20 protein-coding genes and 2 pseudogenes are annotated in these 21,202 nt (G+C 39.9%); 3 read left to right on the top strand and 19 right to left on the bottom strand.

All coding sequences use genetic code 11. The features are described 5' to 3' along the window. Positions 1 to 396: 396 nt before the first annotated feature. Positions 397 to 1,827: an FAD-binding oxidoreductase gene (locus tag J2S74_RS01455; protein ID WP_307320905.1), complete on the top strand. Its 1,431-nt coding sequence runs from the start codon at positions 397 to 399 to the stop codon at positions 1,825 to 1,827. A gap of 144 nt (positions 1,828 to 1,971) precedes the next feature. Here J2S74_RS01455 and J2S74_RS01450 read toward each other — a convergent pair whose 3' ends face one another. From J2S74_RS01450 to J2S74_RS01415, 8 genes are all read right to left on the bottom strand, one after another. After that, entirely contained in the window at positions 1,972 to 2,988 is a 1,017-nt protein-coding gene (locus J2S74_RS01450) for a zinc-binding alcohol dehydrogenase family protein (RefSeq protein ID WP_307320903.1), read from the bottom strand. Between the two features lie 24 nt (positions 2,989 to 3,012). After that, a complete protein-coding gene (locus J2S74_RS01445; RefSeq protein WP_307320900.1) occupies positions 3,013 to 4,284 on the bottom strand; it encodes a TRAP transporter large permease in 1,272 nt (423 codons plus the stop codon). Beyond that, positions 4,281 to 4,757 (bottom strand): TRAP transporter small permease, encoded by a 477-nt coding sequence (locus J2S74_RS01440; RefSeq protein WP_307320898.1) that lies wholly within the window; start codon positions 4,755 to 4,757, stop codon positions 4,281 to 4,283. The genes J2S74_RS01445 and J2S74_RS01440 overlap by 4 nt, the downstream gene beginning before the upstream one ends. Positions 4,758 to 4,829: 72 nt before the next feature. Beyond that, on the bottom strand, positions 4,830 to 5,876 hold the full coding sequence (locus J2S74_RS01435) for a TRAP transporter substrate-binding protein (RefSeq protein ID WP_307320895.1): 1,047 nt from the start codon (positions 5,874 to 5,876) through the stop codon (positions 4,830 to 4,832). A 407-nt stretch (positions 5,877 to 6,283) separates the two neighbouring features. Then, positions 6,284 to 6,949, bottom strand: coding sequence for a GntR family transcriptional regulator (locus J2S74_RS01430; RefSeq protein ID WP_307320893.1), 666 nt, complete (start codon positions 6,947 to 6,949; stop codon positions 6,284 to 6,286). Positions 6,950 to 7,358: 409 nt separating this feature from the next. After that, positions 7,359 to 8,357 carry a DUF3231 family protein gene (locus J2S74_RS01425; protein ID WP_307320890.1) on the bottom strand — a complete coding sequence of 333 codons (999 nt, stop codon included), beginning with the start codon at positions 8,355 to 8,357 and terminating at the stop codon, positions 7,359 to 7,361. A gap of 181 nt (positions 8,358 to 8,538) precedes the next feature. After that, the gene (locus tag J2S74_RS01420) at positions 8,539 to 9,753 is read right to left on the bottom strand and encodes an MFS transporter (protein WP_307320887.1); all 1,215 of its coding nucleotides are present in this window, start codon (positions 9,751 to 9,753) and stop codon (positions 8,539 to 8,541) included. Continuing rightward, the gene (locus J2S74_RS01415; RefSeq protein WP_307320884.1) at positions 9,710 to 10,177 is read right to left on the bottom strand and encodes a MarR family winged helix-turn-helix transcriptional regulator; all 468 of its coding nucleotides are present in this window, start codon (positions 10,175 to 10,177) and stop codon (positions 9,710 to 9,712) included. Before J2S74_RS01415 ends, J2S74_RS01420 begins: the two co-directional genes overlap by 44 nt. A 166-nt stretch (positions 10,178 to 10,343) precedes the next feature. On the opposite strand from J2S74_RS01415, the gene J2S74_RS01410 reads away from it, so the two are divergent. Together J2S74_RS01410 and J2S74_RS01405 are read left to right on the top strand one after the other, a co-directional pair. Continuing rightward, positions 10,344 to 10,781, top strand: a complete 438-nt coding sequence (locus J2S74_RS01410; RefSeq protein ID WP_307320882.1) for a MarR family winged helix-turn-helix transcriptional regulator — start codon at positions 10,344 to 10,346, stop codon at positions 10,779 to 10,781. 53 nt (positions 10,782 to 10,834) lie between these two features. After that, positions 10,835 to 10,996, top strand: a pseudogene (locus J2S74_RS01405) (ATP-binding protein); the annotation flags it as partial. 297 nt (positions 10,997 to 11,293) lie between these two features. Here J2S74_RS01405 and fdhF read toward each other — a convergent pair. The 11 genes and pseudogenes from fdhF to J2S74_RS01350 form a co-directional block, all read right to left on the bottom strand. Beyond that, positions 11,294 to 13,177 (bottom strand): formate dehydrogenase subunit alpha, encoded by a 1,884-nt coding sequence (fdhF, locus tag J2S74_RS27370; RefSeq protein WP_370875929.1) that lies wholly within the window; start codon positions 13,175 to 13,177, stop codon positions 11,294 to 11,296. 3 nt (positions 13,178 to 13,180) lie between these two features. Next, positions 13,181 to 13,354: pseudogene (locus J2S74_RS27365) on the bottom strand (hypothetical protein); the annotation flags it as partial. Between the two features lie 382 nt (positions 13,355 to 13,736). Beyond that, positions 13,737 to 14,885: a M20 family metallopeptidase gene (locus tag J2S74_RS01390; protein ID WP_307320879.1), complete on the bottom strand. Its 1,149-nt coding sequence runs from the start codon at positions 14,883 to 14,885 to the stop codon at positions 13,737 to 13,739. Between the two features lie 46 nt (positions 14,886 to 14,931). Continuing rightward, positions 14,932 to 15,546 (bottom strand): DUF1989 domain-containing protein, encoded by a 615-nt coding sequence (locus J2S74_RS01385; RefSeq protein ID WP_307320877.1) that lies wholly within the window; start codon positions 15,544 to 15,546, stop codon positions 14,932 to 14,934. Between the two features lie 30 nt (positions 15,547 to 15,576). Continuing rightward, positions 15,577 to 16,257, bottom strand: a complete 681-nt coding sequence (locus J2S74_RS01380) for a cyclase family protein (RefSeq protein WP_307320875.1) — start codon at positions 16,255 to 16,257, stop codon at positions 15,577 to 15,579. Positions 16,258 to 16,615: 358 nt separating this feature from the next. Further along, positions 16,616 to 18,442 (bottom strand): adenine deaminase, encoded by a 1,827-nt coding sequence (locus J2S74_RS01375; RefSeq protein WP_307320873.1) that lies wholly within the window; start codon positions 18,440 to 18,442, stop codon positions 16,616 to 16,618. Continuing rightward, positions 18,443 to 18,730, bottom strand: coding sequence for a EutN/CcmL family microcompartment protein (locus J2S74_RS01370; protein ID WP_307320871.1), 288 nt, complete (start codon positions 18,728 to 18,730; stop codon positions 18,443 to 18,445). A 79-nt stretch (positions 18,731 to 18,809) separates the two neighbouring features. Further along, positions 18,810 to 19,571 (bottom strand): hypothetical protein, encoded by a 762-nt coding sequence (locus tag J2S74_RS01365; RefSeq protein ID WP_307320869.1) that lies wholly within the window; start codon positions 19,569 to 19,571, stop codon positions 18,810 to 18,812. 2 nt (positions 19,572 to 19,573) lie between these two features. Next, the gene (locus tag J2S74_RS01360) at positions 19,574 to 19,855 is read right to left on the bottom strand and encodes a BMC domain-containing protein (RefSeq protein WP_307320868.1); all 282 of its coding nucleotides are present in this window, start codon (positions 19,853 to 19,855) and stop codon (positions 19,574 to 19,576) included. Positions 19,856 to 19,868: 13 nt separating this feature from the next. Next, on the bottom strand, positions 19,869 to 20,198 hold the full coding sequence (locus tag J2S74_RS01355) for a BMC domain-containing protein (protein WP_307320866.1): 330 nt from the start codon (positions 20,196 to 20,198) through the stop codon (positions 19,869 to 19,871). A gap of 15 nt (positions 20,199 to 20,213) precedes the next feature. Then, positions 20,214 to 21,194, bottom strand: a complete 981-nt coding sequence (locus J2S74_RS01350; RefSeq protein ID WP_307320865.1) for a hypothetical protein — start codon at positions 21,192 to 21,194, stop codon at positions 20,214 to 20,216. Between the last annotated feature and the right edge of the window lie 8 nt (positions 21,195 to 21,202).

Genomic DNA, 21,202 nt, shown 5'->3' with positions numbered 1-21,202 from the left:
ATAGGGGATTAACATTGGAGCAATATTTATAATATGAATAGCTTAATTCATCCTTCTACATAGGTGGCCGAAACATTGCCTTACTTGATGACTAAGCAGGTTTCATTTCAAGAGAAAACACAGTTAGCAGAATGCCGGAGAAGGTTAGCTCCTTCGTTCCCCATTACAATGTAAGGAATCGTATCCTCTTATGATTGGCATATACACCTTTGGAGACTCTTCAATTATATCGACAAAATCTATTAAAATACGGACGGTGACAGGCACATACTAAGGAAGTTTTAGTTGCCACGAAACTCCGAATCGGTCATTTATCCAGCGTAACCTGCATTTTCTACTTGTAAAAATAACTGTATACATTACCACACTTAGTATGGTAGTAGCGAGGAGGAAACGATGAATCTTGCAAATAAATTAAAAGAAATTATTCCTTCTGATCGTGTTAGTACGAATGAAACAATCCTATTAAATCATAGTAGAGACGACTCCTTCCATCCAGCAAGATTTACCGATGTTGTTATCTTTCCTGAAGAGAAAGAAGATATTATTGAAATTATAAAATTTGCAAATATAAATAACATAGCTGTAACACCCTTTGGTATTGGTTCAGGTCTTGAAGGTTCTGCAATCCCTGTAAATGGAGGCATATCTCTTGATCTCAAGAAAATGAACAAGATACTAGAAATAAACCCTGAAGATTTCTTAGTACAGGTCCAACCAGGTGTTACTAGGGTGCAATTAAACAAGGAACTTGGAAAATATGGTTTATTTTTCTCCGTTGACCCAGGTGCAGACGCAACCTTAGGTGGAATGGCATCAACAAATGCTAGTGGTACTACTACAGTTAGATACGGCATGATGAAGGATAATGTTAGAGATTTAGAGGTTGTATTGGCAGATGGTCGAGTGATTCGAACGGGTGGGAATGCCAAAAAGTCATCATCTGGCTACAATTTAACAGAATTATTTGTTGGATCAGAAGGAACTTTAGGTATCTTCACAGAGTTAACTCTTCAAGTATATGGAATCCCAGAAGTGATTACCGCTGCTCGAGCAGTCTTTCCAACTACAAATGAGGCTATCCATGCAGCTCAGTCTCTACTCACTGTGGGTGTCCCCATTGCTAGGCTTGAATTTGTTGAAGGGAAAACGCTTAAATACTTAAATCATGTAGGTAATACCAATTACATCGAGGATACTTCCCTATTTATAGAGTTCCATGGGAGTAAAGGATCTGTTATTGCAGACGTGGAATTAACTAAAAAATTGTTTAATCAAAATGGATGCTACCAGTTACATTTTGAAACAAACTCATCAGGTAGGAATCGATTATGGGAAGCAAGGCATAACTCTTTATATGCCCTCATTCACCAAAATCCAGGAAAGCAAGTTATGAATACGGATGTTTGTGTTCCCTTATCTAAACTAGCTGAAGTAGTGGAATTCACTAGAAAATGTAAAGAAGAATCTGGATTACAAGGTGATATCATCGGTCACATTGGTGACGGTAACCTACATGCTGGAATTTTAATTGATACTAAGCCTTCTTTTGATATGGAAAAAGCAAATCAATTTAATGAGGCTATTGTTAAGTTCGCTTTGTTATGTAGCGGGACTTGTACCGGTGAGCACGGGGTTGGTTTAGGAAAAAAAAAGTATCAGTCTCTTCAACATGGAGTGGCCTTGGATGTGATGAAAAGTATAAAAAACGTATTGGATCCAAATAATATTTTAAACCCAGGTAAAATCTTCGATACTACAGAAATACTAGAAGAAAAAACAAAGAATGTACTTGATCAGTGTCCTGCGGGAGCAGAGGCAGAGTGAGACCCCACAGTGCGTTAGCACGAGGAGGCTCACCAGCCGCCCGCGGAAAGCGAAGTATATTTCCAAAGCGGGTAGATTGCACCTACATATAGTTTGTTCGATTTCTTATTAGTGAAAATACTTTTGTCCCAGCCTCATAAATGTTTAAAATGCAATAACCGCTTTTCTTACTTCATTAGGGTGTTCTTCAATGAAATTCATTGCCTCTTTTATTTGATCAATCTCAAAGTGATGGGTCACCATATTATTCACGTTTAATTTCCCATCATTCATTAGGGTAACAACCTTTGGGAATTGATTTGATTGCAGACGTGATCCGACAATAGTCACTTCTTTTTTAGTAATCGGAAGCTGCGGTATTTGTGAAGGCTTTTTATCAAACCCTAGGACAACTACCCGACCTGCATTGGATGCAACGTTTACACTTAATGCAAATGTTTGTGGACGGCATACAGCGTCAATGACTACATTCGCACCTTCGCCAGCAGTTAAATCCATAATTACTTTCTCTACATCTTGCTTACCGGCGTTAATTACTTCATCGGCTCCACACTGTTTTGCAAACTCCAAGCGCTCTTCACTTAAATCTGAGATAAAGCAGGTAGCGCCTTTCACTTTTGCGATTTTTAAACAGCAAATCCCGATAGGACCAGCCCCTTGGATAAAGACAGTATCTCCTTCCTGGACTTGGCCGCGCCAATTTGCCTGTGCTCCAATTGTTAATGGTTCTACTAAAACAGCTTCTTCAAAAGGAATATTCTTTTGTACTTTATGAAGGTTTTTCTCTGGAACGACGATATACTCCTGCATTCCTCCTTCACGATGAACACCATACACTTCCAACTGATTACAAACGTTTTGTCTGCCATTACGACATGCATAACATTGACCGCAAGTATCGATCGGTTCCAAGACTACTTTATCTTGAACGTTAAGCGACGTAACCTCCGAACCGATTTCAACTACTTCTCCTGTAACTTCATGCCCTATTATTCTTGGGTATGTGGCTAAAGGATTGGTGCCTTGATAAATGTGCATGTCAGAGCCACAGATGCCAACGAGCTTCACCTTTACTAGAACATCATTTGGGTGATTGAGTACCGGCTTCTCTTTTTCTGTAACTTCTATTGAACCTGCTTCCTTAACTTTAACAACTTTCATAAACGAAACCTCCAAATAAATTAATCAAAATAATCCAGGTAAGAACAATGTAATTTGCGGGATAAAGGCTACTAAAAGTAATACGACTAAACTTACAAATAGGAATGGAAGCAGCTCTTTTGTCGTTTCCCAAATAGACACTTTTCCAATACTTGATGCCACGAATAAACATACACCTACTGGTGGTGTAGATAAACCAATAATTAACGTTAACACCATCACGATTCCGAAGTGAACAGGATCCATGCCAATGGATGTTGCAACAGGTAATAATACCGGGAATAAAATAACAAGTGCTGCGATCGTTTCCATGAAAGTACCAACAAATAATAGTAGTAAAATAATTAATAAAATAATTAATATATGATTTTCTGTAATACTCATAATGCCGTTTGCAACTAAAACTGGGATTCTCTCACTAACAAGAATCCAGCCAAATAGGTTTGCAAAACCTACTAGCATCATGATAGAAGCTGTACTGACCATGGAGTTTAAGATAATTTTCGGTAAATCTTTTGCACTTAATTCTCCATAAACAAACAACCCAATAACCATCGCATAAACTACAGCAACGATAGAGGCTTCTGTTGGCGTGAAGAACCCACCTAAAATACCGTATAATATAATTACTGTCATTAATATTGCCCAGAAAGCATCAAAGAAAGATTTCGTTACCTCTTTAACTGACTTACGTGGTTCTTTCGGATAATTTCTTTTAACAGAAATAAAATAAGCCACTGCCATAAGACCAATACCTAATAGTACACCAGGGACAGCTCCTGCTAAAAATAAGTCACCGATGGAGACTGTCGCAAGAGTTCCGACAATAATTAGTGGTAAAGACGGTGGGATAATTGGTCCAATCGTCGAAGATGATGAAGTTACCGCTGCAGAAAAGCCAGCTCCATAACCTTGTTTTTTCATGGCGGGGATCATAACAGATCCAATACTAGCCGTATCAGCTAAAGCTGTTCCTGAAATACCTGCGAACCCCATTGATGCACCGATATTTGTCAAACTTAGACCGCCTCGAATATGTCCTAATAAATTGTTTGCAAACCTAATAATTCGATCCGTAATACCACTTGCATTCATTAAATTACCGGCAAGGATAAACCCTGGAATACATAATAGTACGAAAGAATTTATTCCAGAAAACATACGCTGCGGGATAATCGTTAGACCGATATCAGCAACCAATAAATAGATAATGGAGGATAAGGCTAAACTAAACGCAATTGGAACTCCTAAAAACAACAAAACTATAAAAGAAAAAAATAGTAATGCTGCCATCATGACTCTTCACCTAGCTTTCTATCTCTAATAAAGTAATAGGCGTTTATAATTGAATAAAATCCAACAAAAATCATGGACAACCCGATACCTGCATGAATATAAGACATATCAATGGACATGGTAGCTGATGTTTGTCCTTGACCTATTTTCATAAACGTATAGCCATGGTAGGCAATAAAGAAAGCAGTGGCTGCAACTACTAAAGAGAGCACAGCTTTATAATAATTCCGGAAACGTTCCGGGATAACATTCAAAATCAAATAAACACTAATAAACTCTTGGCGTCTCATTGCAATAGTTGCACCGAAACATACTGCGAATATAAATAAAAATCTAGATAATTCTTCTGTCCAAACGGCGGAAAAAGGTAAAAATCTTGTGGAAATTTGTGTTAAAACAACGATAATAATACCGATAAAACAAATGGCGGTTAATGTTTCAAGCGTACGGTCTAATAGTTTCAGCGGTTTCATTCACTCATCGCCTTCCTTTATAAAGGAGGCATATCAACGTCTAGTTGATACGCCTCATAATTATAATAGTTATTATTCTACTTCTATAATTCTTTGATAAAGCTCAAATTGTTCTTCAGATAAAGAAGCTTCGATAGCTGGTTCCATTGCTTCACGGAACGCATTTTGGTCTACATCTTCATTAAAAGTCATTCCTTCGGCTTTTAATCTATCGATGTAATTTTGGATCTCTTCTTCAAATAATTCTTTACCATAGGTTTGTGCTTCTTCAGCCGCTTCAAGTACAGCTTGTTGTAATTCATCAGATAAAGTTGCGAATTGCTCATTTCCTACTACCACATAAATCCAAGAATATACATGCTCCGTTACGTTCACATATTCTTGTACTTCATAGAAACCTGCACTATGAATTAAATCAACAGGGTTTTCTTGACCGTGAATAACACCTTGCTGTAAACCAGTGAATACTTCGTTAAAGTCCATCACCTGTGGTGTTGCTCCTGCAGCTTCCCAAGCATCTAAGAATAATGGTACGTTTGGAACACGCATTCTAAATCCACTTAAGTCGTCAGGTGAATTGATGGGTTTATTAGATGTTAAGTTTCTAGGGGCACGCTCCATGTAAAATAACGGCGTTACTCCTACTTTCTCAATAATTTCTTCTTCAATTTCACGACCGATTTCACCTTGAACTACGGCACTTAAATGATCTGCATCTCTAATTGCGTACGGTACTGCAAGTAATGCCGCTTTTGGTGCCCAGTTTTGCATCGTCTCACCAGTAATTAGTAAATCCACATTACCAGCTAGAATACTGTTTAATACGTCTGTTTCTCCACCTAATTGGTTATTTGGATAAATATCAATTTCAATTTGTCCATTCGTCTTTTCATTAACTAATTCAGCAAATCTTAGAGATGTAAGGTGCCAAATATGATCTTCTGCAGATAAATGACCCATTCTCCATTGGATTGTTTCAGCAGTTGCTTCTGTTGTTTCATTGGTATCGTTGTCGCCATCGTTTTCATTGCTGTTCACTGCGTTATCGTTGCCGCCACCACATGCTGCAAGTACAAGTAATAACACTAATGCTAAAGCTGCTAGTTTAAATGTTTTCATGTTTAAATCCCCCTAAAGATTTTTTTATAATGTGCGAGTTTACTCGCGAACATCCCTTGTCATTCATTTTCTCAACTACCTGCTTAATATTTGATTCAACACCATAGTTAGTAAGCGCTTTCTCTGAGCCTGTGACTCGTTCTACTCCAATGCACCTTCCTTTAATTTACAATTTAACGATACCTATATCCTTCTAACCCTTTTTCAATCAAATGTTCTAAGTTAGTAAACTAGTTTTCTAACTGCTTCTCCTGTCTCTAAAGACTGTTTCTTAACTAGGTCTATCTCTATCTTTCTTCCAAAAAAGACCTGCTTTCATTTTATTCAATAGTGTCTCACCCTCTGTCGACCGGTATACTTGTCGACAACTTTAAGCGAAAAATAGATGCAATGTCATTTGTTAAACTTTATAATAAATTCTTAATTGAAAGATGACCATCATTGAAATGTTCCTTCAATACTTTATCGATATGTTTTACATCCCTAGTTTTTATAACATCTATCATTTGGCGGTGCGTCTTTATAACATAACGGTACTCTTCTACTCTTCCTTGAAATCTCTTTTCTGTTGTTATAAGAATGACCGATTTAACAACTTTACTCATGCTATTCCATAAATGATTAATACGGTTGTGTTCAATTCCTTTAATGAGTGTTTCATGAAATAAAAAATCAAGCTCAGAGAACTCCTTGTAGTCCCCGTGTTTACCACAAATATCCATCTTATCTATAATTTTCACTAATGAGATAATAAGATCTTCTTTATAATTCTCCATTAATCTCTTAATAGCAAATGTTTCAATTAGGTATCTTACTTCATATAATTCTAATAAATCTGTTGAATTAAGTCCTAAAACAACTGCACCCATTCTCTCCAGTCTTATAAGTCCCTCATTTGAAAGAATTTTCAAAGCATCACGCACTGGTGATCTACTCGTTTCGAATTCCTTTGCTATTTGATTTTCAGATATCTTTGTTCCTGGTGTACTTTCTTTGCTAACAATTCTTAACCTTAGTACATTTGCTATTTGTTCCCCTAGACTCTCACTAGAAGAGTAATTAACTCTATTCATAATATTCACCTAATTCTTTAAGCATCTTTCTTTTAATTATCTACCGATTAGAATTACTAAGTATGTAAAACCTAGAGTTGTATACTTGTCGACAACTAACCCTCGTATGTAATTTGAAAGCGTTTTATTGTTTACATCTTACATTATTAAATTTTTTACGTCAATCATTTTTATCAAAAAATCTGAAAATTACTAATTGAGGTGCAAATTACTAAATAAACAAATCAAAACTTTGTTGATGTACAAAACAAGGAAACTTATTAAATAGTCCCTGTCTCGTATACGGTTTTTCAAACAGCTAACCTTCGTTCCCCCAAGCCCCCCTATTGAGTAAGATAAAAAAATGAACTGAAATTATTACAGCTCATCATTTTTACTTACGACCCGTTAGTAAAAAGAAACTTCGTAATTATTGTTTAGCCAAGGAGTCTCTATCAGGTGCTTGGGGTGGTTGTTCCATCCAATTCCTGTTTATTATAAGATTAGCTCCATCCTCTGAAAACTTCATAATTTCCATCATAATTCTAGCATAGTGAGCACCTAAATCTCTTCTCATCGAAGTGCCTAACCCAAATCCCATAAAACCAATTGCAGTTGAGTTTAAGGATGTGACCATATATAGCATCAGCTTATCAGAAAATGGAGATGTTGTGGAGTCAGTTACTTCCATACCAACAGGAAGCGTACCCAGTAAATTCTCTTCTTTTAAAATGTCATTAAATATAGCTGCTTGTTTCTCAGCAAAATCCTTTCCTTTTATAAAATACTCCCTTATTTCTTTATCTTTCACAACTTGACTGAACCCTGTTAATACCACCACACCAAAAAAGTTTCTTTCTATATTGAAAAAGAGCTCGGTAAGTTCTATTACGTTTATTGGTCTACGTTCCCCAAGCCAACCTCTTATAAAAGACTTGTCATCTACAAAATCAATTTTATTAGGATATGGAATAGTTGGAGGGCGGTCATAAATTCCTTTAGATAACATTAGGTTTACTGATTTTTTGTATAAATTATTTACTCCCGTTAAACAATTCGAGAAAAATTCTAAAACATCCTCTCGAGCAATTGTTGCAGTTAATTTTCCATAACCCATTAAACCAATTGAAGCGTTGCTATACACAAAACTTAATGCAAAGGAGTCATTAAATAAAGAAGGAGCAGTCAAGTCTATATCATCGTCGGAAAAACCATTTGGAATTGGAAAATTTTCTTCCTTAAATATGTTGGATATTTTCTCTAAATGGCTCTCCGTTTCATCTAAAGATAGTTGTAAAATAGGCTTTATTTCTTCATCTTGCACAGTGTTCAGAAAGTGTTTGAGAAAACATCGAAAAGCACTGTCTTGCATGTATACCGTCCATAGAGCAGCTATCTCCGTTGACGATAACTTTACATTTTTCTCCATTTTATTCCCTCCAATGATATTTTATTTTTTTATTATTTTTTAAATTGGTCATCTTATACTCAATTTTTGGTAAGGGAATGATTGCATATAAGTAACTCTAAGATGAAGAAATACAGACATTCTGAACCATGAGTGCCCAAAGATTCCTAAAAACTCGGGCGGTGACAGTCACCCATTGTTCTCAGCAAGCACGTGAGCCTTGCTTCTTCTCGTTGTTCTTTCTAGCTTCCATATGTTTTTGGTATAGATAAAAAACTACCGCAATGGCTAATACAAGGCCGGCAAGAAAGATATACAGATTGGAAAAGCCAATGTAAGGGACCATCAATCCTAGGAGGAAGGAGCCAGCCGCTACTCCTGAATCATATAGTGTAAAAAAGGTGGATGTCCCGTGACCATTCCGGCTAGGTGGAATAGTTTTTATAGATAACGACAGTAAGAATGGCAATAACGAGCCGTATCCGACCCCAATCACACCAGCGGCGATCAAAAATAGCCAAGGTGATTCTGCCGCCACGCTTAAGATAATAAAGCCTGCAGAAAAAGTGATTAAACATGGAATAATAACAATTTGTGGCCCCCGCTGATCAAATAATCTGCCTAGATACGGCCTAGTTAAAAGCATCATAAATGCGAATACGAGAAAGAAGTATCCGGAAAGGTGGCCCAACCCGATTTCTACGGAGTAAACGGAAATAAACGAAAGAATTCCTGCGTAGGCAAAAGCGACAAGGGCGCTGATGATGGAAACAGGAACTGCTTTGAATTCAAAGAAGTCGTGGATGGACAGCTTTTTTTTCGCAGTGGAGAGTGCCGGGATGCCCACGTTCTTTAGTTTTACTAACATTGCACAGAGAACAGAAAAAACTACTAAAATACTAAGGGTGATAAATAATTGCTGAAAGCTGATTAACTGAATGAGAGTAAGGCCAAAAAATGGGCCGATAACAATTGCCATATTCATAAACAACGTAAAGTAACCAAGCCCTTCACCTTTGCGCTCGACCGGAAGAATGTCTGCGGCGATGGTGGATGTGGTAGTCGTTAAAAGGCCGAAAGCTACCCCATGCATGAAGCGCAGTATCATCAGAGGAACGAACTGTTCCACCCAAATATACCCTAAGGAAATCACTGCGAACGCAATGGTGCTGCCTATTAAAACATTTCTCTTACCAAGACGCTCCATCAAGTTTCCAGAAAAGGGCCTTACAAGAATAGAAGACAGAAGCATCATCGTGACCACAAGCCCAGCCTGCGCTTCAGTGCCTTCTAGACTGTAAATCACGTAAATAGGCAAGGTTGTTAATAAGGTGTAAAAGGTAATAAATACCAGTAAACTTAAAAAAGATATACTAAGAAAATTTTTCGTCCATATTGGTTGCTTGTTGGTTGTCATTTGAATCAGAGTCCTTCCTATTTTCCTCCAACTTCTCTAAAAGCTGCTGGAGCTGATGTTGTTCTTGGTCTGATAGTTGGTAGACGAGTCGTTGCTCCAGATTTTCCACCGTTTTTTTTATTGATGGATATTTTTCTTTTGCCGTCTCCGTCAATTCCACAATCCGCTCCCGCTTATCCCGTCCTGGTTTTCTATAAATCCAGCCGCTTGCTTCCATGCGCACGAGTGTCCGGGTGGTCGTTGGGGCCTCCACCTCAAGATATTTCCATATTTCCGTTTGGGACATTGGCCCTTTTTCACTAAGGATGTAGAGAATCGTCCATTGAGACGAAAACAACTGAAATGGCTGTAAAACTTCATTTAATTCCTTTGTCAGTAAGCGCACTTTCTGATTTAACGTATGAAAAAGCCTGCTTGTATCCATAATGGCGTTCACTCCATAATATTATTTATCTAGGTAAATAATTATAAAGTATATAAGGTAGAAAGTAAATAAACCTCAGGGGAAGTACGGGGTGTAATGTCAACTAAATTGACATCCACTGTTGTTTTTTATATTAATGGTGATTACATCGATTGGAGTGACAATTTTGGATCGTGGCTTAGAAAACTTAGATTTGATTGACCTGTTAAGTGAACGTCATCTATTTCTTCGTAAAGTAACGGAAAAAATGTGGAACGACAGCAGTGATATTCACATTTCCAATTCGGAATGGTTTATCATGGCGAGAATATATCAAAAGCAGCCAACAATGGCATATGTTTCAAAAAGTGTAGACATCTCACGTCAAGCAACCCATAAGTTTATGAAAAAACTGGAGGCAAAAGGATTAGTTGAGGTAAGGAATGTAAAAAACAACAACAAAGAAAAGTGCGTCAAATTAACAGCTTTAGGGGAAGAATGCTATAAGAAAAACGAGGCACTTAAGGCTGCCCTGGTGAAAAAAATCGGCAATAAACAAGTTAACTTGCTGAAGGATATACTAAAATTAGATTGGGGATTACAAGCAGATGAACAAGGGGATTAACGGTGATTTGGTAACTTTCCACATCGTAATTTTTACTTTTTGCAAGTTTCTTTATTTTAACCACTAATATAAGCTTTAAAGAGTGGGATACGGTCTTCCAAAATACGAAGTTAGCAAACGCCATTTTAGACCGTGTTCTTCACCACGCAACAGTGGTTAATATTGTTGGACCATCCTACCGAATTAAGGATTACTTAGAGAAGGATGATGAGTAAATTTGTACATTCTTATATAGTCAAAAGTGTACATCGTTTGCTTGACATTTACATTTTGGCGTCTGCTCGCGCTCTTTGAACCTTTCTATGTGCGCTTTTCCCTTTACTCCAGTACTAGCTTCATGCTCTTTGACGTTATCTATTAAGTTAATTAAATAGTATCATTAGATTATAAAGTCTATTCGTATATAATTAGCCTAAACTATTTTTACAAAAAATAAGACGGAAGCCCTGACAAAGTTTTGTTAGGGCTTCCAGTCGCTGGATCCTTAATCTAAATCTATTTAATCTACTACTTTATACTTTCTCCACTTTAACGGCACATGCTTTAAATTCCGCCGTACCGGCTAGGGGATCCGTAGCATTGATAGTAAGCAAATTTGTGTTTACCTGGTCAGGAAAATGGAAGGTCATAAATAGCAGCCCTTCATATAATTTTTTGCTAATTTTGACCTTAGTCGTGACACTTCCTCTTCTCGAACTAACCTTTGCATAATCACCATCTGCTAAGTTAAGCTTCATAGCATCCGCTTCACAAATTTCAAGGAATTCTTCAGCATCCTTTATTTTTTTGTAATCTTGCGTTTGCACCCCAGTATTATAAAAGGAAAGACGTCTGCCAGTTGTTAACTGGAATGGGTAATCGTCATCCGGTTCTTCCGCTGGTGGTTGATGGTGTGTCGGGTGAAAAGGAACCTTTTTCGCCACAAACTCCTCCCACAATCTTTCATGGAGCAATTGGGTTCCCGGATGGGATTCATTCGGACACGGCCATTGAATTCCACCTTCATTATCCAAACGAGAATAGGTGATTCCAGCGAAATTAGGGGCAACTCTTCGAACCTCTTCCCAAATTTCTTCTGCTGAAGCATAATTCCAATTCGCTCCCATGCGATTAGCAATGTCTTGAACGATAAAATGGTCTTGCCGCGCCTCTCCTGGGGGATCAATTGCAGGACGGAGGCGTTGAATGCGTCGTTCGGAATTCGTTACGGTTCCATCGCTTTCTCCCCAACCAGCCGCTGGTAAAACTACATCGGCCATCTGTGCCGTTTTCGTCATTAATATGTCCTGAACAACAAGAAAATCCAAATCTTTAAACAGTTGTTGAATATGATGGCCGTCTGCATCCGATTGAACAGGGTTTTCCCCTATAACATAGAGGCCCCTGATTTCTTTCTGTTCCATTGCATGGAGCATGGCTGTTTGGTGTTTCCCTGCTTTTTCTGGAACAGGTACTCCCCACACTTGTTCAAACAGCTTTCTTGCCTTTGGATCATCATAATTCCAGCCGCCAGTTAAGCGGTTAGGAAGCGCTCCCATATCTCCTCCGCCCTGAACGTTGTTTTGCCCGCGCAAGGGGTTAAGTCCAGATCCATATTTTCCAATATGACCTGTCAACAATGCCAAGTTGATCAACGCAAACACATTTTCCGTTCCATTATGATGCTCCGTGATGCCAAGGGTCCAGTTGATGATCGCTTTATCCGCTTTCGCATACATCCTTGCCACTTCACGAATATCCTCTGAAGGAACCCCCGTGATTTTCTCCGCTAACTCTGGAGGATACTGTTGAACACACGCTTTATACTCGTTAAAGTAATTGGTAGCCCGATTAACAAAATCCTTATTGTATAACCCTTCCTCAATAATGACATAAGCCATCGAGTTCGCCAGTGCGATATCTGTTCCAACCCGTACCGGCAACCATTTTTCTGCCTGTTTCGTTTGGTCGATTCTGCGAGGATCAATCACAACCATCTTCGTTCCATTGTTTTTCATGCCTCTTCTTATATGATTATAAATGATAGGATGGCATTCCTGCGTATTGCTTCCCCATGCTATGAGGACATCTGTATTTTCCATTTCATCATAAGAGCTAGTTGTTGCTCCCGTACCAAATACAGCCACCAAACTGGTGACGCTAGGTGCGTGTCACGTACGGTTGCAACTATCGATATTATTCGTTCCGATGATGGTTCGCATAAATTTGGCTGCTAAGTAATTTAGCTCATTGGAAGAGCGGGATGAACTAAAGCAGCCTAACGCATCTGGACCGTGGTTTTCCTTGAGGTTATTGAACTTTAATGCAATAGTGTCCAATGCCTCTTCCCAGGTTGAGGGGACGAGCTTACCATTTTTTCGAATCCATGGGTGTCTGAGCCGCCGGTCACTATACACATATCTCCAGCCTTGTGAGCCTTTTACACATGTTTCCCCGTGACTTGAAGGATTTTCTTTCGCACCAACTACCTTGGCGATTTTCTCATCCTGCACCTGCACTATCAACCCGCAGCCAGTACCACAGAAGCTACATATTGTTTCCACTTCTTTTAATTCCTTATGCACATCCGCCATTCGATTTTCGCTCCTTTCTCAAATCTAGCTATTGAAGTATATCAATTTTTTAGTTACTTAATATCAAAATGTTGGTTATTACACCGAAAAAAAATAGATATGGATACGTCGAGGCAACTCGCAGCTAATCAAAGAAGTAATGCTCGTCGCTGCTGTTCTTTAAAGCTTTCTAGGAGTGGGTTTCTCCTAGAAAGCGCGCAGCGAACGGAGCCATTGCAAATACGCTTTTTGAACAAATCTATTAAAATACCCCTAATCTAAATTACATCGATAAATAAAAACAGCTTTCGTCTATATAACGGATAGCTGCTTTATTTTTCGCCTTAACTGGGATTGTTCTTCAAAAAAATGCCTTTACTGTGTAGACTGCAGGGGTGAACCGTTATTGAAAATACGATACTATTAATTTTTTATAAAACGAAATCGATCGTAAATAAGCATCAATATCGACCCACTCGTCTGGCTGATGGGCAAGCTTTTCATCACCTGGACCGTAAATTAATGTGTCTATTTCACTCTGGGGATTTAATACGGAACCATCTGTGTAATAGGAAACGCCGTAGCATGGATTTATCTTGCCTTCCGTTACATTTCCGCCATTTAATTTTAACGCCTTCTGGATAATTTCACTTGACGGATCCGTTAACAACGGCGCACGATCAAGTAATAATTGGACTTCATAACGGAAGGACGGGTATTTTTCCGCAATCAGTTCCAATTCTGCCGTGATGCCCTTTCTTAGTTCATCATGTGATTGCGGCGGTACACTGCGTATGTCGACCTGTATATAACAACGGTCGGGAATCACATTCGTCTGTATCCCACCACCGATTTTTGTAATTGCCATACTGCTTTCGCCTAAAGGCTCTTTTCTGACCTTCCAAGCTAGGCCTAATTTCTTAATCATACTGATAACGAAGGTCATATGATCAATGGCGTTGATTCCTTGATCTGGCATGGCTCCATGGGAGGTTTTGCCGTAGGTGACAATTTCCAGCCACAAAGCCCCCTTATGGCCGATAACGACCTTCTCGTTCGTCGGTTCACCGATAATAATACTATCAAACGATTCGATACGATTTGCTTCTAAGTAATGCTTCGCACCACAGCTATCCACTTCTTCTCCAGCTGTAGCAAGGAAAACTATGTCACCAAGATTAGAATAATCCTTCGATTTATAAAGGGACTCAAACGCTAAATACATCGCAGCCAAGCCGCTTTTCATATCGGATGCACCGCGGCCGTATAAACGATTATCTACAATTGTTCCAGAATAAGGAGGATACTGCCAAGCTTGCTCACCGGGTGACACGGTATCCATATGCCCGCATAGGAGCAGCTTTTTATCCCCCTTCCCCTTGAGTCTTGCTTCCACATTGCATCTATTCTCAGCAAACGTAGCAACATGCATTTCGATACCATTTAGCTTGCCACGCTCCTCTATCAGTCGAGCAACTTCCAATTCATTTCCTGGTGGATTTGAGCTGTTAGCTTGAATGATTTTTTGGAGAAAAGCTACTTCCTCTCGCACTTATCTCACCGCCCTTTCCGATTATGGAGCAATTCAATACTCTCGATTATCCCTCAAGAATTTGAAGCTTCAGTGGGGTTACCTTGTAGCCATTTACTGGGGCCATGTCCTGAGAACAGGTGGAAACGGCAATCACAACATCCTCCACCGCTTTTAAACGGACATAGTCACCAGGCTTGGAGAGTGGTTCACAGATCTCGTAATCTCCTAAATAATCTAGTTTATTGTTCATAAAAAAATTAATCGGGTCTGGGATCGGTAAATGATCTAAACCGAAAGCCTTTAAGCTTTCCTTCAAATTATCGTGACAATTTGGATGATCCTCCATATCGAAATCCACTTTATAGCGATAATAATCACAGGCAGGAAAAAAGAAGTCATGCTTCCCGACCGTATCTTGCTCAAAGGTCATTAAAGGACGTCGTCTGTTACTGTACAGAGGGTCTCCTATCTTTAAACGAATACTGCTCAAGGAGGCGCGCATATGAACAGGGGAAACATGCTCTTCTGGGTCATGATAATTAAAGCAGATGAAATCGCCCACTTGTTTTCCTTCCACATCAATAATAATCAGCTCTTCATTTTTTCTTATTAGTGCACTTCTTCCTTCATATGGAGGAATGATAATTTCTTCTTTTATTCCCCTTCTAGCTCCATACATTTACACTCACTCCTCTCTTTTCTATCCATTTCAATCAATCAATAAGGCGACCGCTCGTATAGGGGAGCCGGTACCTTTACGAATTTTTAAAGGTAAGCCGAAGTAGAGGAACCGTTTCCCTGCCACTTCCCCTAGGTTACATAGGTTTTCTGTATTAGAGATTTGGTACTCGCGGCAGACGAGGTGACCGGAGTATTTTGGATCCTTTGGGTTATCGATAGCCGGGGCGTCGATGCCAATATTCACGACACCCTTTTCTGCGAGCCATTTTGCTCCGTTATAGTCTAACCCCGTGTACCTCGTTAACCACTCATCGGTACCATAAGCCCTCTCATAATGACCAGTGTAAAGCAGCACAATATCTCCTTCTTGAATCACCTGACCTGACTTCTTCAATGCCCGTTCCAAATCGTAGGGCGAAATATAGGCATCCGGTGAGATGTGCGATAGGTTCAAACAAATGGCTGGCCCATAAAAATACTCTAATGGCATCTCATCAATCGTTGGTCCATTTGGGTCATATTCATAAATGGCATCCGTATGGGTCGGTCCATGTTCATTAATGAGTAAATTATTCGTCGCAAATTCAAAGCCTATTTGCTCCTTTGCCTCAGCATGGGATACATTCGGAAAAATCATCGTTTTTTGATGCAACGGAAAAACAGGCATTCCTTGGTAAATCTCTTGTGACAAATCAACTAGTCTAGTCATACCTTCTCCCCTCCTCTTCCAAAAATATGGAGCGTGTTCAAAACTCCCATTTCTTTATAGACCACGATAAATGAAAGTCAGTTTTAGCAGTGCTCATTTTGGAAGTTGATTTGCGCTTCAGGCACTCCAATTCGCCTAAGAGCAGCCCACGTCCTGCGGTGTCTTCTGTCTCTCCCTCTGCTAGCTCGTCGCAAGAAAAGGCTTGTTGCTTTTCCCGCAGGAGTCTCTTGCCTTACGCTACAATCAACTCTGTCTGAAAAATCAACAATGCTCCAAAACAAAGTTTTCGTATAAAAGCTCAAAAACCGACTTTTTCCAACAGACTCTATATATTTTGCTTCAAAGTGTAATTATTTCCTTAATCAATAACGGTTGGGATTACTTCAAATTTATCTACTTCAATTAGTCCCATGTCTGTAATCTTCCATTTTGGACTTGTAACTAACGACACAAAGGATAAGTGCATAAATGGTACGTGAATCCCGCAGCCTAACTCTTCTTTTGCCAGCAAATGTAATTCAGCAATTTTCTGACTGGCTTCCTTGCCTGTGAGCTCATCGGTCATTAATCCACCGATTCGAAGCGGCAAATCCCCGACTACTTTCCCATCGTTAATCATGGCAATTCCACCTTGCATGGCGATGACTCGATTGACTGCCGTTACCATATCCTCATAGTTGGTTCCTGTTACAATAATGTTGTGGGTATCATGGGCGACACTTTCGGCGATGGCACCGGACTTAAGCTTGAAGCCATGTAAGAAGGTTTTACCTATTTTGTTGCTTCTGCCGTGGCGTTCCACCACCATAAGGGGTAATACGTCCTGCTGTAAGCAAGGCTGAACGACGCCATTTTTTACATTTAATCTGAATTCTCTTGTTTCCGTAAGATTTTGATCTGGGATCACTTCAATTGCCCTTACGTTCGCCTTCGTATCGGAGACCCGTCGGTGATTCAGCTCAATATGCAGATCTGCTAATGTAACAGGACCCCGTTTAATCGAGTTTTTCACCGTGTCTGGATAAGTATAGCTTGGAATATCGACGGTTAATTCGCCGTTTTCGGCTACTTTTTTCCCGTTAATATATACTTGTGCTATCGTCATTTGCTCTAAGTCAGAGATGACGGCAATGTCAGCTCGTTTACCTGGCGCCAATATACCTAAATCTTGAAACCCAAAGTGAGTGGCTGGGTTAATGGTTACCATTTGAATCGCTTCAACTGGATCTACCCCTTGAGCTATCGTTCTTCTCACAATATCATTCATATGACCATATTTGAGTAAGTCTTCTGGTACGACATCATCGGAAACGAGAATTGCTCTCCGGGAATCTAACCCTTCTTCTGTAATCGCACGAATACATTCCGCCATATTTCGCTGCGAAGAGCCCTCTCGCATAAACACACTGACTCCGTAGCGCAGCTTTTCAATCATCTCTTCCTTTGTCGTTGTTTCGTGACAAGAAACGTGCGTTCCCCCGCTGATGATGTGGGCCGCTAGCTCCTTGCCAAATAATCCAGGAGCATTTCCTTCTACTGTCTTACCAATACTTTTCGCATAGGCGACGGAAGCTAACTGATCATCGATTAATTCAGACGCATGTTCAAAAACAGGATGAACATTACTAAATCCTTGTATTTCCCCAATCCCTTGAACATATGGATCATTTAACAGCTCCGCCATATCCTTTGAGGTAACATCATAACCAGCAGTTTCTAAACCAGGAGCATCTGGTGTTAAACAAGGCACCGTATAAAACACGTGATTAGGTAACGCCCTTGCTTCCTCAACCATTGCCTTCATCCCTACTACACCTAGTACATTGCCAATTTCATGGGGATCAGCGACTAATGTCGTTGTCCCTGTCGGAATCGAAAGCTTAGAGAACTCCGTTGCCGTAAGAATAGCGCTTTCGAAATGCATATGGGAATCGATGAAGCCTGGCGAGACAAATTTACCGCGCACATCAACTATTTCCGTAGCCGGACCGATTAAATCGTGCGCATCCCCTACAAGTAAAACCCTTTCCCCTTTTACGGCTACATCTGCCTCATAAATTTCTCTTGTAATCACATTGATAAAATACCCGCCTTGAAGGACTAAATCGGCATATTGGTTTTTATCCAGTAATGTATCAATTAATTTACGCCACTGAATCGCTTCTTTTATTTTCCCTGCATCCATTTAGCTCTTCCCCCCATATTCCTTTTCAACCTCGAACGTATCGATGATTCCTACAATGGCTGCATCCACGGGAGCATCTTTATTTTGCGTTGCACGGGAGGCCATGCTTCCAGTCACATATATCACCTTTTCTCCAACGCCTGCCCCAGCCATATCGACGGCAACGATCGGTTCACCGGTTGTTTCTTCCTTTACATCGATAGGTTGCGTGATTAATAGTTTAAAGCCAACTAGGTTATCATCTTTTCTCGTGGCCGTTACTCGTCCAATTACGACGCCCATATTCATGTAGGACCCTTCTCCCTTAATGAAATTTTACTAAAATAGTTTTCGCTCTCGTTTACCCATTTCTAACTAATCGTTACACTTATTCCTGCTCTTCCCTATCAGCAAAAATAAGTTCAACCTCCCTTTCTTTAGCCGTGTCCCATGCTAAAGGTGTTACGATCGTTCCAAAGGGAACATCTATTATCCTTACATTATTTTCGTACGCATCATGAATATCTTCCTCGGAAAGGACTTGCTTTTTCTGGATATCCTTAGCATGTACCCAGTCGTTTACCTCATTCAAGTGGAGATCCTCTATGCCCATATTTCTTAAATGCTGAAGCTGTTGATTTATATCCCGCTGTAAAAACATCGTTCCTTGGTTTAACCTTCTTTTTTTCCAAGTCTGGTGTCCGGGATTAACTCCAATGGACAGCGTCCCTACTTTCACACCAGAAAACAATGCCCATAAAATCATCCGAACAAAAGGATGACGATCGTCATATCGAATAATTGCTGATAAAAGAGAAAAGGATAAAACCGGAATGAAGAGGCGTTGATAGTCGTTTTTTTTCGTTTCCGCCTCTAGGTCTGACGATAGCCAATCATCAATTCCGGTTTGATGGATTATTTTTTTTCGCCCACAATATGTCTCTAGCTGATCATCAGACCAAATTTGAATTCGATTGTTTTCTTCCTTCAATGCTTTTAAACTAGTAAGGCCTTCTTCCATACCAATCATATGATAGGATAGGAGCACTAAGACGAGGGGATGCCCTTCTCTTAGCTTCTCCTGTTGATTTTTATGATAGAGACTTAACAGAGTATGGTGAACCACCGAACTCTGCGATTTGGCATACATTTTTATTCACCTTTGTTCATTTTTAATACTCTTTCCACTTCACTATGCGGTCTTGGAATAACATGAACAGAAACGAGCTCTCCTACTCTGCTTGCGGCGTTTGCCCCAGCATCGGTAGCTGCTTTCACGGCACCAACATCTCCTCGTACCATGATCGTTACGAGCCCGAACCCGATTTTTTCATATCCACAAACCTCCACATTCGCCGCCTTTACCATAGCATCTGCAGCTTCTATCGCTCCAACTAGCCCCTTTGTTTCCACCATTCCTAACGCTTCACCCATTTTAATTCCTCCTTTAAAGTTGGTTTTCTTCTTCCTGTTTCGTTCCTAATAAGTCAAATTGCTTTAGTATTTTTCCGCCAACCTCTGCGTGGGCATGGGGGATGACATGGGAGGAAATTACCTTGCCTACACGATTTCCTTCCTTCTCTCCAGCCTCTACGGCAGAAGTAACCGCCGCCACATCCCCATTCAGGTGAATGGTTACACTTAAGGAGCCTCCTCCACCAATGACTTTTTCAACGGCAATCAACTCCACATCTGCTGCTTTTAGGGCAGCATCGGCAGCAGATACAGCCGTGGTGTATCCTACTGTTTCAATCATTCCTAAAGCGTATGTGTTCATACTCTACTCCCCTTACTAAAAATTGAGGTAACTACTTGCCTCTTTTTTTAACGCTTGAACGGCAGTTGAAATTTCCCCATTGTCGCCCATGAGTACAACATACCCTTCTTCGATTTTATACGTGAAAGAAGTATCTGGATGACTCGTAACATACCGATCGACTAGACCCATGTTGTCGTAAAAACTTAGTCCTTCCAGCAATCCGATGGCATTATAGGAACTATCCAACTTTAATTGCTGCAACAGCCATGCACTAGGATGGAAGGCCGTATATGCTTCAAGTCGTATCATGGCATGACGATTTAAAGATTGATAGATTTTATTTAAAGCTTGTAACAAGCATTTCTCATCTTGTAAATACAATTCTAGATGGAACTTTCCATTAGGAGACCTATCCCATTCTATGTGATGCTTCAAACCGGAAAATTCATGTAATACTTCATTCACTAAGAAGAGTATTCCTGGATTACAAGCAATTCCCGATACGACACCAACGGAGGTGGTATGTACCTTCCCTTTCAACAAAGGCTGCATTTGACTATGGATTTGAGGAAAATACCATACGCTAAAATTATTTTTCGTTTTCCCTATTAACTGGGCTGATTTCTCCTTACGTGCCGTTCCACTTGAAGCAGCTCCTTTAGAAGGATGTTGAACTGGCTCCCTACCCTTTCCTATCGAAGCGATTGTTAATTGGGCCAGATTATTTGGTTTGTTCACCTCTGACTGTTTTTTTGCCGGGGGATTTTGTTTCACTGTAATTGGACTATCCCCTTTTTTTACGTAAAGGTGATCATTTTTCTTTTGCCGTTGATAGTTCGGTCGATGAAGACTTTGTAACACAACCGTGGAATTTTTCGGTTGATTTGCTGCACTCGAGGTCATTGTCCTGCGTTCTGGAGCCACTTCCTTCTTCTTCTCCAAAACGGTGGGAGCAGTAACGGGACTGCTTCGTTTAAGGACATCTTCAACAATACTCTTCATAAATTCTGACATACGTATCA

Origin of the sequence: Evansella vedderi (genome assembly GCF_030813435.1) — a bacterium.
GTDB classification, from domain to species: Bacteria; Bacillota; Bacilli; order Bacillales; family Salisediminibacteriaceae; genus Evansella; species Evansella vedderi.
Note: the sequence above shows the minus strand (reverse complement) of the source record. Positions and strands in the feature narration are given on the sequence as shown.

What these genes read in the sequence shown, in the direction of transcription:
- J2S74_RS01375 (WP_307320873.1), bottom strand. Translation starts at nt 18,442, where the DNA reads ATGGATGCAGGGAAAATAAAAGAAGCGATTCAGTGGCGTAAATTAATT.
- J2S74_RS01420 (WP_307320887.1), bottom strand. Translation starts at nt 9,753, where the DNA reads ATGACAACCAACAAGCAACCAATATGGACGAAAAATTTTCTTAGTATA.
- J2S74_RS01430 (WP_307320893.1), bottom strand. Translation starts at nt 6,949, where the DNA reads ATGAATAGAGTTAATTACTCTTCTAGTGAGAGTCTAGGGGAACAAATA.
- J2S74_RS01370 (WP_307320871.1), bottom strand. Translation starts at nt 18,730, where the DNA reads ATGAATATGGGCGTCGTAATTGGACGAGTAACGGCCACGAGAAAAGAT.
- J2S74_RS01350 (WP_307320865.1), bottom strand. Translation starts at nt 21,194, where the DNA reads ATGTCAGAATTTATGAAGAGTATTGTTGAAGATGTCCTTAAACGAAGC.
- J2S74_RS01380 (WP_307320875.1), bottom strand. Translation starts at nt 16,257, where the DNA reads ATGACTAGACTAGTTGATTTGTCACAAGAGATTTACCAAGGAATGCCT.
- J2S74_RS01365 (WP_307320869.1), bottom strand. Translation starts at nt 19,571, where the DNA reads ATGTATGCCAAATCGCAGAGTTCGGTGGTTCACCATACTCTGTTAAGT.
- J2S74_RS01435 (WP_307320895.1), bottom strand. Translation starts at nt 5,876, where the DNA reads ATGAAAACATTTAAACTAGCAGCTTTAGCATTAGTGTTATTACTTGTA.
- J2S74_RS01445 (WP_307320900.1), bottom strand. Translation starts at nt 4,284, where the DNA reads ATGATGGCAGCATTACTATTTTTTTCTTTTATAGTTTTGTTGTTTTTA.
- J2S74_RS01360 (WP_307320868.1), bottom strand. Translation starts at nt 19,855, where the DNA reads ATGGGTGAAGCGTTAGGAATGGTGGAAACAAAGGGGCTAGTTGGAGCG.
- J2S74_RS01455 (WP_307320905.1), top strand. Translation starts at nt 397, where the DNA reads ATGAATCTTGCAAATAAATTAAAAGAAATTATTCCTTCTGATCGTGTT.
- J2S74_RS01355 (WP_307320866.1), bottom strand. Translation starts at nt 20,198, where the DNA reads ATGAACACATACGCTTTAGGAATGATTGAAACAGTAGGATACACCACG.
- J2S74_RS01385 (WP_307320877.1), bottom strand. Translation starts at nt 15,546, where the DNA reads ATGTATGGAGCTAGAAGGGGAATAAAAGAAGAAATTATCATTCCTCCA.
- J2S74_RS01440 (WP_307320898.1), bottom strand. Translation starts at nt 4,757, where the DNA reads ATGAAACCGCTGAAACTATTAGACCGTACGCTTGAAACATTAACCGCC.
- J2S74_RS01415 (WP_307320884.1), bottom strand. Translation starts at nt 10,177, where the DNA reads ATGGATACAAGCAGGCTTTTTCATACGTTAAATCAGAAAGTGCGCTTA.
- J2S74_RS01450 (WP_307320903.1), bottom strand. Translation starts at nt 2,988, where the DNA reads ATGAAAGTTGTTAAAGTTAAGGAAGCAGGTTCAATAGAAGTTACAGAA.
- J2S74_RS01425 (WP_307320890.1), bottom strand. Translation starts at nt 8,357, where the DNA reads ATGGAGAAAAATGTAAAGTTATCGTCAACGGAGATAGCTGCTCTATGG.